The 14,795-nt window shown below is 62.3% G+C and carries 15 protein-coding genes; 14 read left to right on the plus strand and 1 reads right to left on the minus strand.

The genetic code is table 11. From position 1 onward, the window contains the following. The first annotated feature begins 90 nt into the window (after positions 1-90). The 14 genes from B5G43_RS10675 to cas6 all read left to right on the plus strand — a co-directional run bounded on the left by B5G43_RS10675 (position 91) and on the right by cas6 (position 12,615). Positions 91-1,224: a glycerate kinase gene (locus tag B5G43_RS10675; protein ID WP_087261091.1), complete on the plus strand. Its 1,134-nt coding sequence runs from the start codon at positions 91-93 to the stop codon at positions 1,222-1,224. A gap of 282 nt (positions 1,225-1,506) precedes the next feature. Beyond that, complete coding sequence (locus tag B5G43_RS10680) at positions 1,507-2,211, plus strand: VWA domain-containing protein (RefSeq protein WP_087261094.1); 705 nt, start codon at positions 1,507-1,509, stop codon at positions 2,209-2,211. 132 nt (positions 2,212-2,343) lie between these two features. After that, positions 2,344-2,715, plus strand: coding sequence for a hypothetical protein (locus tag B5G43_RS10685; RefSeq protein ID WP_143382857.1), 372 nt, complete (start codon positions 2,344-2,346; stop codon positions 2,713-2,715). 99 nt (positions 2,716-2,814) lie between these two features. Continuing rightward, complete coding sequence (locus tag B5G43_RS10690; RefSeq protein WP_087261097.1) at positions 2,815-3,120, plus strand: hypothetical protein; 306 nt, start codon at positions 2,815-2,817, stop codon at positions 3,118-3,120. Between the two features lie 248 nt (positions 3,121-3,368). Then, the gene (locus B5G43_RS10695) at positions 3,369-5,339 is read left to right on the plus strand and encodes an RAMP superfamily CRISPR-associated protein (protein ID WP_087261099.1); all 1,971 of its coding nucleotides are present in this window, start codon (positions 3,369-3,371) and stop codon (positions 5,337-5,339) included. Beyond that, positions 5,336-6,037, plus strand: a complete 702-nt coding sequence (locus B5G43_RS10700) for an RAMP superfamily CRISPR-associated protein (RefSeq protein ID WP_087261101.1) — start codon at positions 5,336-5,338, stop codon at positions 6,035-6,037. Before B5G43_RS10695 ends, B5G43_RS10700 begins: the two co-directional genes overlap by 4 nt. A 9-nt stretch (positions 6,038-6,046) precedes the next feature. Beyond that, positions 6,047-6,622: an RAMP superfamily CRISPR-associated protein gene (locus B5G43_RS10705; protein WP_087261103.1), complete on the plus strand. Its 576-nt coding sequence runs from the start codon at positions 6,047-6,049 to the stop codon at positions 6,620-6,622. After that, positions 6,619-7,002, plus strand: a complete 384-nt coding sequence (locus tag B5G43_RS10710; RefSeq protein WP_087261105.1) for a hypothetical protein — start codon at positions 6,619-6,621, stop codon at positions 7,000-7,002. Before B5G43_RS10705 ends, B5G43_RS10710 begins: the two co-directional genes overlap by 4 nt. Further along, entirely contained in the window at positions 6,989-7,324 is a 336-nt protein-coding gene (locus tag B5G43_RS18015; protein WP_087261107.1) for an RAMP superfamily CRISPR-associated protein, read from the plus strand. The genes B5G43_RS10710 and B5G43_RS18015 overlap by 14 nt, the downstream gene beginning before the upstream one ends. Further along, on the plus strand, positions 7,300-8,781 hold the full coding sequence (locus B5G43_RS10720; RefSeq protein ID WP_158097410.1) for a TIGR03986 family CRISPR-associated RAMP protein: 1,482 nt from the start codon (positions 7,300-7,302) through the stop codon (positions 8,779-8,781). The genes B5G43_RS18015 and B5G43_RS10720 overlap by 25 nt, the downstream gene beginning before the upstream one ends. A gap of 15 nt (positions 8,782-8,796) precedes the next feature. After that, a complete protein-coding gene (locus B5G43_RS10725) occupies positions 8,797-10,407 on the plus strand; it encodes a TM1812 family CRISPR-associated protein (protein WP_087261110.1) in 1,611 nt (536 codons plus the stop codon). A gap of 4 nt (positions 10,408-10,411) precedes the next feature. Continuing rightward, positions 10,412-11,038 (plus strand): TM1812 family CRISPR-associated protein, encoded by a 627-nt coding sequence (locus B5G43_RS10730; RefSeq protein WP_087261112.1) that lies wholly within the window; start codon positions 10,412-10,414, stop codon positions 11,036-11,038. Positions 11,039-11,050: 12 nt separating this feature from the next. Then, positions 11,051-11,872 (plus strand): hypothetical protein, encoded by an 822-nt coding sequence (locus B5G43_RS17090; RefSeq protein WP_140397533.1) that lies wholly within the window; start codon positions 11,051-11,053, stop codon positions 11,870-11,872. Further along, positions 11,866-12,615: a CRISPR system precrRNA processing endoribonuclease RAMP protein Cas6 gene (gene cas6 / locus B5G43_RS10735; RefSeq protein WP_140397534.1), complete on the plus strand. Its 750-nt coding sequence runs from the start codon at positions 11,866-11,868 to the stop codon at positions 12,613-12,615. The genes B5G43_RS17090 and cas6 overlap by 7 nt, the downstream gene beginning before the upstream one ends. A 385-nt stretch (positions 12,616-13,000) precedes the next feature. Here the strand turns inward: cas6 and B5G43_RS10740 are convergent, their stop codons facing one another. Next, the gene (locus tag B5G43_RS10740) at positions 13,001-14,728 is read right to left on the minus strand and encodes an ATP-binding protein (RefSeq protein ID WP_087261116.1); all 1,728 of its coding nucleotides are present in this window, start codon (positions 14,726-14,728) and stop codon (positions 13,001-13,003) included. Positions 14,729-14,795 lie beyond the last annotated feature (67 nt).

Consider the following 14,795-nt stretch of genomic DNA (forward strand, 5'->3'; position numbering starts at 1 on the left):
TGAGGTATGCTGAGGTATGCTGAGGTATGCTGAGAGAAAGCGGGATCATTCGATCACACCCGCCCCAGGGGCGGAAAAGGAGCGCGGCATATGAAGAAGATTTTGCTGGTACCCGACTCCTTCAAGGGGACCATGTCCTCCCGGGAGATCTGCGACATCATGGCCGAGGAGATCCAGAAGGTGTGGCCCAAGGCCCTGGTGATCTCCATCCCCGTGGCCGACGGGGGCGAGGGGAGCGTGGACGCGTTCCTCTTCTCCGTGGGGGGTGAAAAGTGCTTTGTCCCCTGCAAGGGCCCCTATCTGGAGGATATGGAGGGCTTTTACGGCCGCCTGAGCGACGGAACCGCAGTGGTGGAGATGGCGGCCGCGGCGGGCCTTCCCCTGGTGGGGGATCGGCTGAACGCCGGACAGACCAGCACCTACGGCGTGGGTCAGCTCATCCGCGCCGCCGCCCAGAAGGGCGCCCGGCGGATCATCGTGGGCCTGGGGGGCAGCGCCACCAACGACGGCGGCTGCGGCGCGGCCGCGGCCCTGGGCGTGCGCTTCCTGGACCAGAACGGGGAGGCCTACATCCCCACCGGCGACACTCTGGACCGGCTGGAGCGCATCGACCTGTCCGGGCTGGACCCCATCCTCCGGGATGTGCAGCTGGTGACCATGTGCGATATTGACAACCCCCTCTGCGGCCCCACCGGCGCCAGCGCCGTGTTCGGCCCCCAGAAGGGCGCCACCCCGGAGCAGGTGCCGGTGCTGGACCGGAACCTCAGCCACCTGGCTGACGTGACGGCCAAGGCCATTGGCGAGGACCTGCGGGACCTGCCCGGCGCGGGCGCCGCCGGCGGCATGGGCTTTGGGATGCGGGCTCTGCTGGGGAGTCGGATGCAGATGGGCATTGAGACGGTGCTGGACACGGTGGGCTTCGACCGCCTTCTGGACGGCACCGACCTGGTCCTCACCGGCGAGGGCAAGATGGACACCCAGAGCCTGCGGGGCAAGGTGGTCATCGGCGTGGCCCGCCGGGCGGCTCAGAAGAATGTGCCGGTGGTGGCCGTGGTGGGCGACATCGGCGACGGCGTGGAGGAGGCCTACGACCTGGGGGTCTCGGCCATTTTCAGCACCAACCGTGTGGCGGTGCCCTTCTCCGAGGCCAAGCCCCGCAGCCGCTCCGACATGCGCCTGACGGTGCAGAACCTGGTGCGCTTCCTCAAACGGATGGGTCTTTAAAAGAATACACTCGAACTCAGAAAAACCGCCCCGGTCCATTTGGACCGGGGCGGTTTTTTAGTTCTGCCAAATGAAAACAAAAAAGTCCCTGGACCGACTGGTCCAGGGACTTTTTGCGCGGATATAAGAAATTTTGAAAAAACGAAAAGAAGCCCTGAATTCCGCGGCGGGACCGGCGAGGTATAGACAGAGCGGAACAAAAAAATTCCGACCGCAGCCCTGAACAAGCAAAACGGGCAGACGAGAAGAACACAGAGACAAGCAGAAAGGAGCACGATACCAATGAACTACAATACCATGCTGACGAATCTCAAGGATCTGGTGGACAACCCCACGCCCCGCATTCCGGTGGCCCTGTGCCTGGATGTGAGCGGGTCCATGTTCGGCAAGCCCATGGAGGAACTCAACACCGGCGTGACCCGGTATCTGGAGGAGGTGCGGAAGGACGAGCTGGCCCTCAGCTCGGCGGAGACCGCGCTGGTGACCTTCGGGGACACCGCCCAGCGCATCGCGGACTTCGATACGGCCGACCGCCTCCGGCCCCCCGTGCTGGAGGCCGATGGCATCACCGACATGGGGGCGGGGCTCGCGCTGGCGCTGGACCTGCTGGAGCAGCGGAAGAAGGCCTATCAGAGTGCCGGCGTGGACTACTACCAGCCCATCCTGGTGGTGATGAGCGACGGCGCCCCCAACGGAGACCCCCGGGTGCTGAAGGCGGCGGTGGTGCGCATCCAGGAGCAGCTGGACCGGCGGAAGCTGACGGTGGTGGCGGTGGGGCTCGGCCCCGACGCCGACCTGGAGATGCTGAGCCGCCTGAGCCGGCGGCAGGCGGTGCGCCTGAGCGGGACGCGGTTCCGGGAGTTCTTCCTCTGGCTGAGCCGCAGCGTGGCCAGCGTGTCGGCCACCCTGCCGGGGGAGGAAACGTCGCTGAACCTGGAGGCCCTCCAGGCCCTGTCGGCGGAGCCCTGGCCGGAGGATATCCTGTAAAACCAGTCTTCGGGCTGAAAAAAGCCCAGCCGCACGGTGGTGCGGCTGGGCGGGGTGTCCCTGTGAGGGGTTTCTTATTTATAAGGTGTCCGGAGAAGGAAATGACAAGGAGAAAGGACAGGTGATTTTCATATGAAGCGAGTGCTTTGGATTTCCCGTCACCAGATGACTGCGGAGCAGCGGTCAGACCTGGAGCGGGTGATAGGGGAGGCGGTGGAACTGCATCCCTGGACCGAGACGGTGGAGGACCTGGCGGACCTGCGCCCCGAGGTGGAGCGGGCCGACGCGGTGGCGGCGGTGCTGCCGGTGGAGCTGCTGGCGGAGCTGGTCCGTCTGGCAGGGAAGCGTCCAGTGTTCCAGACGGCGGCGGTGCGCACCCCCACCGGGCGCTTCCACACCCTGCCGGACGGCAGAAGAGAGCCGGAGTTTGCCTTTGCCCACGGCGGCTGGCAGCAGATCCTCCGGCTGGAACTGGAGGTGAAACATCTTTCGAAAAAAAGTTGAGTCATCCCTGAACTCTCCCCGCGAGCCGACGAGAAAGAGACAGAAGGAACTCACCGGACTACATGACCACACATATCACTTATTTAAGGAGGAACGAATATGAATCGGATTTCTATGAATCAGGCGGCTGAGGCCGTAAAGCTGGATGTGACGGCGCTGCTGCGGCAGCAGGGCAAGGCCCTCATCGTCCCCTCCGGGGTGGTGGAGGAGCTCAAGTCCCTGCTGGAGCGCAAGCCCGAGCTGCGGGAGACGGTGCGCCCGGTGGCGGTGGTGCTGCCGGAGGACTGCGGCGATCCGGACCTGCGGACCTACGACTTCTTCCGGGGCCTGTGCAAAGCCATGCAGGGGGAGTACGGCAAGACCGCCCGGGGCAAGATCAAGGATCTGCGCACCGCCTTCAAGTAGGGCGAGCTGGAGAGCCGCTTTTTCCTCCAGGACAAGGGGGTACGGGATCTCCTTTACCACGGCTTCGAGGCGGCCTACCGGGGCGGCGCGCGCTGGGAGCAGTACCGCCGTCTCCTGACCCAGGGCGGCGGGCTGGACAAAGAGCCCTTCCGCACCATCTCCCTGGGGGAGAGTAGCGCGCGACACTGTCTGTTCTTTGACGCCATTGAGATGATCGATCACTGCGACTTTCTGGAGGAGGTGGAGGCATGAGCGACCGTGTGACCCTGGGCGTGACGCTGGAACTCTGCTCGGACGCCATTTTCGGCTCGGGCTTCAGCATCCCCGGCGGCGAGGACATCGCCGTGTGCCAGGACGGGGAGGGCTACCCCTATCTGAAGGGCTCCACCTTCAAGGGCCTGCTGCGCGAAAGTCTGGAAAACCTGCTGGCCTGGACCGGCGGGGACGGCGGCACGGCCGGGGAGCTCTGTGGAGAATCCGGCTGGGAGGGCGCGGCGGACGGCCGCCGGCTCCAGCTCACCGCCCTGTTCCCGGAGCCCCGGCCGGAGACGCCGGAGGACTGCTTCTCCACCCGGGTCTTTACCAGCCTGGAGGGGGGCGTGGTGAAGAGCGCGACCCTCCGGGCCGCCTCCTGCATCCGCCGGGGCCTGCGCTTCACCGGCGCGGTCACCTGCTGCCGGGAGGACGTGGAGCTCCTCCGGCAGGCGGTGCAGGGCATCAAGTGGGCGGGTACCCTCCGCAGCCGGGGCTTTGGCCGGGTGAAGTGTACCCTGGATGCCCCGGTGGAAGGGACAAAGCGCCCGCCGCTAACGGCGACCCGCTGCATCCGCTACCGCCTGTATACGAAGCTGCCGGTGCTCATTACCGACCTGGGCCGCAGCCGGGACAACAGCTACGCCACCCGGGGCTACCTCCCCGGTTCGGCCATCCGGGGCATGGTGGTCAGCACCCTGGCTCAGGGGGACCCGGCGTGGTTTGAGGCCCACCGGGCCGCCCTCCTGGGGGAGGGGACCCGCTTCCTGGACGCCCTGCCCGTCGAAGGGGAGGGGGCCTGCCTTCCCGGCATCATGGGCTTTTACGGCGAGAAGGGCAGCGCCCAGGTGGTGAGCGTCCTCAACCACGATGTGGCCGGCATGAAGCGGGCCAGCCTGGGGACCTGCTGCGCCCTGGAGGGAGACACCGTCCGGGGCTGGAGCGCCTCCACCGGAGGCAACCTGCGCATCCAGCGCCAGGTGGGGAAGGGCGAGGACACCCGCCCCTTCCAGACCCGCCACATCGACGCCGGACAGACCTTTGAGGGGTACATTCTGCTGGACGACCCCACCCTGGCTGAGGCCATCGGCGGGGCGTTTGGGGAGCAGGTCTGGCTGGGGGCCGACCGCTATGAGGGCTTCGGCCAGTGCGTGGTCACCGCCCTGGAGGGGATGGAGGCCCCCGGCTGGCAGTCCTGCGGCTATGCCCCCGGGGCACAGACCGACACCACCCTGTATCTGCTGGCTCTCTCGCCGCTGACCATGCTGGACGCATTCGGGGAGCCCTGTGGGCTGGACCTGGACGCTCTGGCCGGACGGCTGGGCGTGGAGCGGGTGGAAATTGAGGCGTGCAGCACCGCTATGGCGGAGTTCGGCGGCTACAACCGCACCTGGAAATGCCGCGTCCCCACCTTGCGGATGTACGACCGGGGGAGCATTTTCAAGCTCCGCTGTTCCGCCGCCCCCAAGGCGGAAGCGCTGCTGGAGGTGCAGCGCACCGGCCTGGGCGCCCGCCGGGCAGAGGGCTTCGGACAGGTCCTCTTCCTGCGGCGGGAGCTGCTGGAGGGGGTCCGGCGTAAGGCCGACAGGGAGGAACAGACGGCTTTCGCCGTGGAGACCCCCGCGGCCAAGCTGCGCCGGGCCAAATACCGCTGGGTCATGGACCGCAGCGGTGAGCTCTACCGGGACGGCCTGTCCCGGAGCCAGCTGGGGACCATCCAGGCCCTGTGCGAGAAGGCCATGGCCAGTGGAGACACGGCGGAGCTCCTGGCCCATCTGGAGAAAAACACCGGGGACCGGGGGGCCCAGCACGCCGCCCGCTTCCGGGGGATCGACCGGCTGATCCGGCAGGTGCTGAGCACTCCGCTGGAGCGGACTCTGGGCATGCCCGGACCGGACGGCGCCGTACAGCGGCTGGAGCTGCTGTGCCTGCTCTTTGACCACAGCCGGAAGGAGGGAATGGCATGAGTGCGACCTTTACGAGAGCGGTGCGCTACCGGATGGAGGCGGTCTGCCTGACCCCCCTGCGCACCGGCGGAGCCGACGGCGCGGTGGACACCGTGCTGCGGGACTGGACGGGCAGGCCCTTCGTGCAGGGGACCTCGCTGGCCGGGGCCCTCCGGGACTGGCTGGCGGACCGGGACCCGGACAAGGTGGAACCCCTCTTCGGCAGTCAGGCCCAGAGCGGCAGCCTGATGGTGTCTGACGGCCTCTTTGAGGCTGCGGCGGAGCAGCAGACCCGCCCCCGCCTGCGCATCGACGGGGCCACCGGGACTGCCGATGACGGCGGAAAGTTCGATGTGGCCCACATCGCCGCCGGAACGAAGCTGACCTTCACCCTCACCTGGCTGGGGAGCGAGGAAATGCTGGAGCAGACCGGCGCGGTGGAGCAGATGCTCGCCGCCCTCCATGCCGGGGAGATCCGGCTGGGGGCGCAAAAGACCAACGGCTTTGGTCGGGTGTCCCTCACGGTGCAGAAGCGGAGCTACCGCATGGAGGACGCGGGGGACCGCGCGGCTTGGCTGGAGGACCGGGAGGATGGGACGCCTCTCACCCTGCCCGCGCTGACCCTGGGCGGTCAGGTGGTCTTTACGCTCACCGGCCGGGCGGACAGCATTCTGGTGAAGGCGGGGGCCCGGGAGATGCGGAGCAGCCCCAAGGGCTGAAACCGCAATGTGACCGTTCCCCTCCGGGAGAACGGCCGGGCGATCCTGCCGGGCTCCTCGGTGAAGGGTGCCGTGCGGGCCCGGGTGACAGCCATCGCGGAGCTGCTTGGAATGGAGAAGGCCGTGACCGAGGAACTCTTCGGCCGCATGAATCGGAGAGGCGAAAACCCGGACAACGGCCTTCCGGGCAAGGTGCGGTTTGAGGACGCGGTGCTCTCCGGCAAAAGTCAGGAAATCAGCCGCATCCGCATCAACCGCTTCACCGGCGGCGTCATCCGGCAGGGCCTCTTTGTGGAGGAGCCCATCCGGAGCGAGATCACCTTGCGCATCACCCTGCCGGAGGGGGAGGCTCGGGGCTGCGGCCTGCTGCTCTACGCCCTGCGGGACCTGGGGCTGGGGCTCTACAATCTGGGCAGCGGCGGCGCGGTGGGCCGGGGCTATCTGGCGGTGGACACCATCCGGGCCCAGGCACCCGACGGCGCCGAGGCCTGCCTGCGCTTTGACCAGGACCGGCGCTGCACCATGGAAGACCCCAGCGGGCTCTTCGCCCGGTGGCTGGACGCGGTAAGGAGGGATGAGGCGTGAGACGGGAAAAGTTGAACGTGCAGGAGGCCCTGCGCCGGGGAAGCGCCCTGCCCTACGGCTGGATCTGCACCCTGAGCGGCGTGTCGCTGGGACCGGTTCCCGGGGAGCTTCCGCTGGAGGAGCTGGTGGAGGCCCGGCTGTTCGGCCCCACGGAGGAGGTGCGCCTCTTCCGTCGGGAGGGGGAGCTGCAGGCCGCCGTCCTCGCTGAGGAGCCGGGGGACCGGGTCCTGGCGGAGACCTACGCCATTGAGAACAAGGCCCTCTTCGGGAATGAGCTGACGGTACATCAGATCCTGGACGCCGACGAGGACGGCCAGTGTTACATCGCCGCCGTGCGTCTGGCGGACTGGAAGGGAGGGGCAGAGCATGGAGGGAAATAAGGCGCGCGCGCCCTATAACTTTGTGCCCTTTTCGGAAAAGCTCCTCATCCGCTATGAAACCCCCGGGGAGCTGCCCCGCCACGACCGCATCGACCCGGCGCTGCACAGCGGCGAGATCCAGGTGGAGCTGAAGGCCGAGACGCCGGTCTTTGTGTCGGACGGGCAGCCGGACCCCCACTTTTTCCGGGGGCCGGACGGGACCTACCAGATCCCCGGCTCCACCGTGCGGGGCCTGGTGCGGGAGAACATGCAGATCCTGGGCTTCGTCCTGGTGCGCCCGGGGAGGATCTGGACGACGTGCAGAGCTATTTTCGGGCCATAGCGGACGCCAAAAAGAGCGTAGCCGGTCCGCTCAAGACCTATTATCGGACCGCGCTGGGTCTGGAGAAGGCCGACAAGAGCGCAAAAACCTCCTTTGAGGTCCCGAACCATGTGCATGCGGGCTATCTGTACCGGGACAAGCGCAGCTATTATATCCGGCCAATCCGGACCTTTTACCGCATCTCCCGGAGCCACCCGGATGTACAGAAATTCGGCAATCGGGACGCCCGGGTGGTGCCGGTGTCCTATCAGCTCTCGGGCGAGAAGGTGGCCCGGATCGGCGGAGAAGGGGAGTTTTCCAAGCGCGGTCTGCTGCTCTACACCGGCAGGCCCGTGGCGAAACAGCCCAATGCCCTCTATCTCTTCCCCGCGGAAGACCCGCGGGAGCGCGCCCTGCTGGTGCCGCCGCAGGATGTGATGTCCTATACGGTGGACTGGGAAAAGCGGAGGAACGTCCTGCGCCCCGCGGCCTTCTGGGCGCTGCCCAAGGGCCGGGAGCATAAGCCGGTCTTTTATGTCCGCCACGAGGGGCATCTGTACTTCGGCTGTTCCCGCTTCCTGCGCATCGGCTACCGCTACCCCCTCTCCCGGGGACTGCCCCAGCGCCACCGGGAACAGGGGGCGCTCCGGCTGGACTACCCCTCCGCGGTCCTGGGCTTTGCCCGGGGCCAGGCGACCTACCGCTCCCGGGTGTCCTTCGGGGACTTTCGTCTGGAAGGGAAGGCCAGGGAACTGCCGCTGGTCAAGACCGTCCTGGGCGAGCCCAAGCCCAGCTTTTATGCCGGCTATGTGGAGAAGGGCAAGCACTACAATGAGGAGGACTTCCGCCTGCGGGGCTACAAGCAGTACTGGCTGAAAGAGGCGGAAGCCACGCCTTTGGCGGAGGGCAAGGACAGGGTGGGCTCCACCCTGCGCCCTCTGGACCGGGGGAGCGTGTTCCGGGGCACCATCCGCTACAAAAATCTGACGGCGGACGAGCTGGGCCTGCTGCTGTGGGCCATCCGGCTGGACGAGGGCTGCTTCCAGACCCTCGGCATGGGCAAGCCCTACGGCTACGGCCGGATGCAGGTGACCATTTCCGCGCTGCGGGAGGTGGAGCCGGAGGCGCTCTACACGCCGGACGGGCTGTGCGGCTCCCTGAAAAAGAGCGGCGCGGACGCGGTGGAGGGATACATCCGCGCCTACCACACCTATGCCAGCCAGAAACTGGCTGGGCAGGATGAGGAGCGGCGGCCCATTCAGGAGCAGGGCGAGATCCTGGACTTTTTCTTCCTCAAGCGGACGATCCGGGAGGGGCGCGAGGTCTCCTACCTGGATTTGAACGGCAAGGAGTACCAGAACCTCAGCGCGCCCCTGCCCAGTGTGGCGCAGATGCGCCGGAGCGACGCCGAAGGAGAAGAGGCGGCGAGCTCAGACGCTCTGGCGGCCCTGCTGGCCAAATACGGGCGCAAATTCTGAGAGCGGAGGGACGATATGGCCACCAAAATCATTCTGTTTGTGAGCAGCCTGCCCCGGACGCTGGAACGGGCGGCCTACCTCTGCCCGGATGGCAGCACGGTGGAGGGCGCCCAGACCAACGAGGCGCCGGTGTGCTGCCTGCTGGAGCGCTATCCCCAGGTCTCGGAGATTCTGTGCATCGTCACGCCTGAGGCGGAGCCGGCTTATAGCTACCTCTGTGATATGCTCAAGCCGGCGTGGCCGAGGCTGGCACTCCGGCGCATCCCCTATCGCGAGGGGGAGGACTTTAACGGCGCACCGCTGAGCGCCATCCTGAGCGCGGTACAGGCGGGAGACGAGATCCTGCTGGAAACCACCGGCGGCTTCCGAAACGCTGTGATGTACCTGCTGCTCCTGAGCCGGGTGCTGTCCTATGTGGGGGTGCGCACGGTGTACGCGGTGTACAGTAACTTCCCCCAGAAGCGGATCGAGGACATCTCCCACCTCATCGGCCTCTTTGACCTGGTGGGCGGGATGCAGGAACTCTCCTCTTTTGGAAGCGCCCGCACTCTGCGGACCTACTATGGACAAAGCCCCGCGGACCCGGCCGTGGGTGGTCTGCTCACCGCCCTGGAACAACTGAGCGAGACCATCACCCTTTGCCGGACCAACCAGCTGGGGGAGCGGATGAAGGCCTTCAATCAGGCGCTGGAGATGGCGAGGGATTGCGCCGACCCGCTGATGCGGGCGCTGATCCCCGCCTTCCGGGAGAAATTCGGCAAGAAGCTCAACACGGTGAGCCTCATCCGGTGGTGCGTGGAGAGCGATATGCTCCAGCAGGCCCTGACGGTGTACACCGAGCGCATCCCCAGGCTCATCATGACCCGGGGTGACCTGCTGCGCTGGGACGAAAATTTGGCGCCGGAGCTTTCCCGCCAGGAGTACGAGGACCCCGACGCGGTCCAGCTCCTGAAGGGCTTTCTTATGCTCTCCGGCAGCCGCCCTGTGGCAGCGGAGAATGTGGACCGCACTCCTGTGCTGCGGAGCTATGTCCCTGCCCATATTGAGGAGATCCTCCGGGTCATGGAGGGAGAGCCCGCCGAGATTCCACCGGAGCTGGGGCGGGCGGTGGAAAACCTGGCCCTGATTCTGAGACTGGCCTACCCGGACGGCGGCAGCTTCCGGGCGGACTGGCCGGAGCGCCTGCCGCCGGAGAAGGCTTTCCTGGCACCCCTGGCCGAGTTCAAAAACAAGGCGTCCGCTCCCGAGGGGATGCTGCGGAATGTGGGCGTTTATAAGCGGGAATACCTGGCGCTGCTGCTGGAGCAGGACGCCGCGGTCGAGCCGATGAAGGCGGACTATGTCTCCACCCTTCAGCACCTGGAAGAACTGCTGCCTGGTTCCGGCTACGAGGTGCTCTGCCCCATGGAGCAGATTGAGACCATCGCCCGGGACTATCTGTATATCAAGACCCTGCGCAATCTGGCCAACCACGCCAACGACACCGGCACCTCCCAGCAGCAGCGGCTGATGGACTATCTGGAGCCGTACGGGTACCCGCCTCTGGAGACTATCACTCTGGAGCAGATGCGCCAGGCCATTCTGAACGGGCTGGACCACCTGCGGACCCGGCGCGGAAAGGAGTAATCCCATGAAGAAGTTTTTTACCGTCATCCCCCTGCAGGTCCCCGGCATGCTGAGCCGGTACCGCTATGAGCCGGTGGGCAACACCCGGCTGGGGATGGAGGAGGAGACCAGCTTTCCCATCCTGACCGCCGTCCACGGCTATGCCCAGCCGGGGGAGCCCTTCCAGGTCATCGCGGTGGTGGCCGACTCGGAGGTGGGCCGGGCCAACTGTCAGGCCCTCCGGCAGGAGCTGGAGGCGCTGTGCGGCAAATATGGTCTCACCTGCGCGGGGGTGGAGGAGGTCACGGTGCCGTCCGACGAGTCGGTATCCGCCCACGCCGCCACCTTCCAGAAGCTCATCGCCCACGCGGAGGATGAGGACGAGCTTTTCGCCTGCATCACCTTCGGCACCAAGCCCCTGTCCATGGCGGTGCGTATGGCGGTGCAGTACGCCTATCGGGTCAAGCGCAACACCTCCATCACCTGCATCGTCTACGGCCAGATCGACCGTCCCAGCCGGGACCCCTCTACCTGGCGGGCCTATGTGTACGACGAGACGGCCCTGGTGCGGCTGGACGAGATCGTCCGGGTGCTGGCCGACCGGGGCGTGGCGGACCCGGGCGCGGTGATCCAGCGGGTCCTGGCGCTGTAAGGGGGTGGACGCATGGACCGCAAGACCCAGGAATCCCGTCTGAACCAGGCGGCGGAGCAGTGGGCCCGTCTGGACCCGAAGGGCAACGAGGCCGCCCGTCAGGCCCTCTATGGGGAGATTTTCACCCTCGCCTTCCAACTCTACGACCAGTCAGGGGAGATGTGGGTGCTGGACGCCTTTGAGGAGGCCATGGAGAAGTTCGACCCGGAGCGGGCGCTGTTTTCCCACTATTTCGCGCATCTGCTGAGCAAGCGGAAGGTGGACGCCCACCGCTATGAGCAGCGGCACAGCCCCGCCGGGGTCAGTCTGGAGACTCCCACGGAGGAGGACGAGCAGAGCGAGTTGAAAGACTTTCTGGAGGACACCACCATCCGAAAGCCCGGTGATGTCCTGGCGTTTGAGTCCTCCTTCCTGGAGCTGACCTCCATGATCCTGAACTTTACCCAGTGCCACACCGGGAAGAGCGCCAACGAGACCCGGCGGAACTGGTACCGGATGTTCTACACCGAAGACATGACGCATGCCGTCAAAAGTGTGGAGTTCCATTTCCTCCATGAGCGGGATATGTTCGCCGCCATGAAGCAGCCCTATCTGGACTACTACATGAGCGCCCCCTGCACTACGGGGGCACAGCTCCGGAACACGGCGCTGCGGCCCTACGGCCAGGTGGTGCCGGAGCGGGCAGGGGAGACGGGGGAGACCCCGCTGCCCATCCCCGCCGACGTGTCTCTGAGCTACCTGCGCCTGCGGGAGGGGACGCAGGTGGGAGCCAGCACCCGGAGCAACCAGCTGAAATTCTACAAGGAAGAGAAGGAGCTGATGCGGCCTTGCTGACCCGTTATACCCTGACGCTGGACCCCCAGGGGCCCGTACGCAGCCGTCCGGAGTGGGCCTATCCTCTGTATGCCGCCCTGCTGGAGGGAGCGCCCGCCGAGTTCGGCGCGGCCTCCCACCGGGACGGCGCCACGCCGGTGAGCCAGTATCTGAGCCGGGAGGGGGAGCGCCTGGTGTGGCGGGTGACCCTGCTGGGCGGGGAGAGCGAGGCGGCCCTGGCCCCGGTCCTGGAGGCGCGGGAGGCATACCATCTGAAAAAAGACGGTGTGACGCTGCACGTGGCCCGGCGGAGCTGGGACCACATCGCCGATGTGGAGGAGCTTTTTGTCCGCTCCGCCTGGTGCAGCGGGCTCCACCGACTGACGGTGCGGACCCCGGCCGCCTTCAAGAGCCGGGGCGTCTATCAGATCCTCCCCACCCCGCGCTTCATCCTCCAGAGCCTCATCAAGCAGTGGAACGGCTGCTTCCCCGGCTGCCCCATCGAGGATGGGGACGGCGAGGGCATGGAGGCCATGGCGGCGGGGCTGCTGTGCCGGGGTTATCAGCTGCGGGACCAGAGCTATTTTCTCAAGGGGAACCACATTCCTGGCTTTGTGGGGAGCCTGACCCTGGACAGCACCCGTCTGCCCGGATTCCACCGCACCCTCACGGATGCGCTGCTGTACTTCTCTGGCTACGCCGGGATCGGCATCAAGACCGCCCTGGGTATGGGCGGCGTAGGTCATCAATTTTTGGTTCGGTAACCGGAGCACGCATCCGGCGTGGACCCTTTCACTACCCCAAACGGGGACGAAAACATAGTCCTTTACTTGATGATGTATTGTACCACGCAGATGGAGCTTTCCCCTCACGGGGACGGAAACTCTCTTACCTGACCCATAAAAAGTGGACCGCAACCGATGCAATCCAAACCCCTCACGGGGACACAAAAAAAGCCCTCCGTTCTCAGTTGAGAACGGAAGGCTTTTTCTGAGTTATTTCTTTTTACTGACGGGGATTCTTGATCGCGGCCTGAGCGGCAAAGGATAATGAGAGGAAAGTAAATGTCTCCTCCATAAGCAAGCTTGCTTAGATCTTGCTTAGACCTTGCTTAGGCTTGCTTAAATACTTGATTAGGGATTAAAAAGTTCATTTTTTAGTCAACACCCAGTTGGAACGCTGATGGTTTTCAGAGTCCGTTTCAATGATGCCACCCATTCTGAGCGATGACAGCAAATTTCGGAGCTTGTTATTTTTTTGTGCAGATGTTAAAGAATCCGGCAATTTATCAAACAGCAATTTTTCAAAGTCACGTTTTTGACCCTTGCCCCATTTGTTCAGATAATCGACAATAAGTTGTTTATAATACTGATCATCAAACCCTTTGTTCTTTATATATTGGGCTTTTTGATCTAGGGCTTCTGCTACTGTCGCAGAAATAAATAGCTTTGGTATTTTTCCCTCAATCAATCCAAGTTTTCTCAATACCGTAGCTTCAGATCTGCTAATGCTTTCCCCTTTCTGAACTTTGTCAAGTAAATATACTGTATCTAAATCCATATCAGGGTTTTCAAAAAGAATTTTTGTGTAGTTTTCATTTAAAACTTTTCCATAAACCGTAACACGAACGTGGTTATGTCTTGACAAATCGTAGTCTGGCATGGGGAATAACTTTTCTTTTTGAATGGAATAAACCCGTCGAATTCCCATCGATGCAGTATCAATCATTTTGAAATGGACCATTGCTTGTGCAAGAAGTGGGTTTCGATAATAAGGTGGTGCATATGCTGGCTCTAATACAGGTTTAATATTCCCCGGTAGAAATTGTCCTGCATTTGATATTACAATATGATCCTCAAATTCATCAATATATATCCTTCGACCCGCAGTATAATCCTGATGTGCAATACAGTTATTGATTAACTCACGTAACAACCATGAATCATATTGTTGAGTTTCTGTCGGAAACAAACTAAGCTGATTAGGCATATAGCGATATGTCAGATTACGGATTTTTTTATAAACTGAATCTATAGCACACAGAAATGGAATATCGAAGATTTCATGATCGATTGTATTACCTCTATGATCATAAAGTCTCCACATAATTTGCGGCGGAACTTCAAAAAAATCCGAGCAGTCGCTATTTCCAAGCAAAATAAATGCAGCTTTTGTTATTTTTCCATTTCTGATAAGTTTGACCTTAGACAAAAATTGGTAGTCATCCATTTTATCAAATTCTTCAACCGCGTTAGGATTAGCTGCATTGGAAAGTCGTTCCCTGTAGTTGGCTCGAGCAATTGAAATCGCATTAGTGTCTAGATGTGATAACGACGCATCATTAACAATCTCTCTGGTCCAATCAGACCTGCGTTCACCACGAATTCTATCGATTTTTTCCTGTGACAAATCAACAAGAGATTCACCCGCACGACCATAAAATCGGTTTTTCCATCCTGTAGGAATAGCTATAACCGCAGCTGGAATTTGAAACATAATAATACGAACAGGTTTGCCATCAGGAGAAAGTGGATGCACCACAAAAATATCCATGAAGGTAATGGCCCCTGTCGTTTCTTTTGCTATGTCAAGCTTTAATTTTTCCAGAGATACTGGATTGTTTTTATAGTTCGTACCACAAAATTCATGAGTAGTATCATGTACCCCAAAAACGAGCCATCCATATTTTTTATTCCGAAGATTCGCTTCGTTACTAATGGCAGAAAAGTATTGTCCAAGTTTATGCAAATCAAAATTGCCACCAGCAAGTTTAAATTCTACAACTTCGTTTTCTACATGTTGAACGAGATCATTCAGTGTCTCGACTAAAGCTTTTTCAGTGTAGCCAGATACACCATAATCAAAGGTTGTGCCCATATGTTGTACCTCCTCGGTTTCAGTATCTCTATTATATCATAAGACATCAATTTAATAATACAAAAAG

This window comes from Flavonifractor sp. An92, assembly GCF_002159175.1.
Lineage (GTDB): Bacteria > Bacillota > Clostridia > Oscillospirales > Oscillospiraceae > Pseudoflavonifractor_A.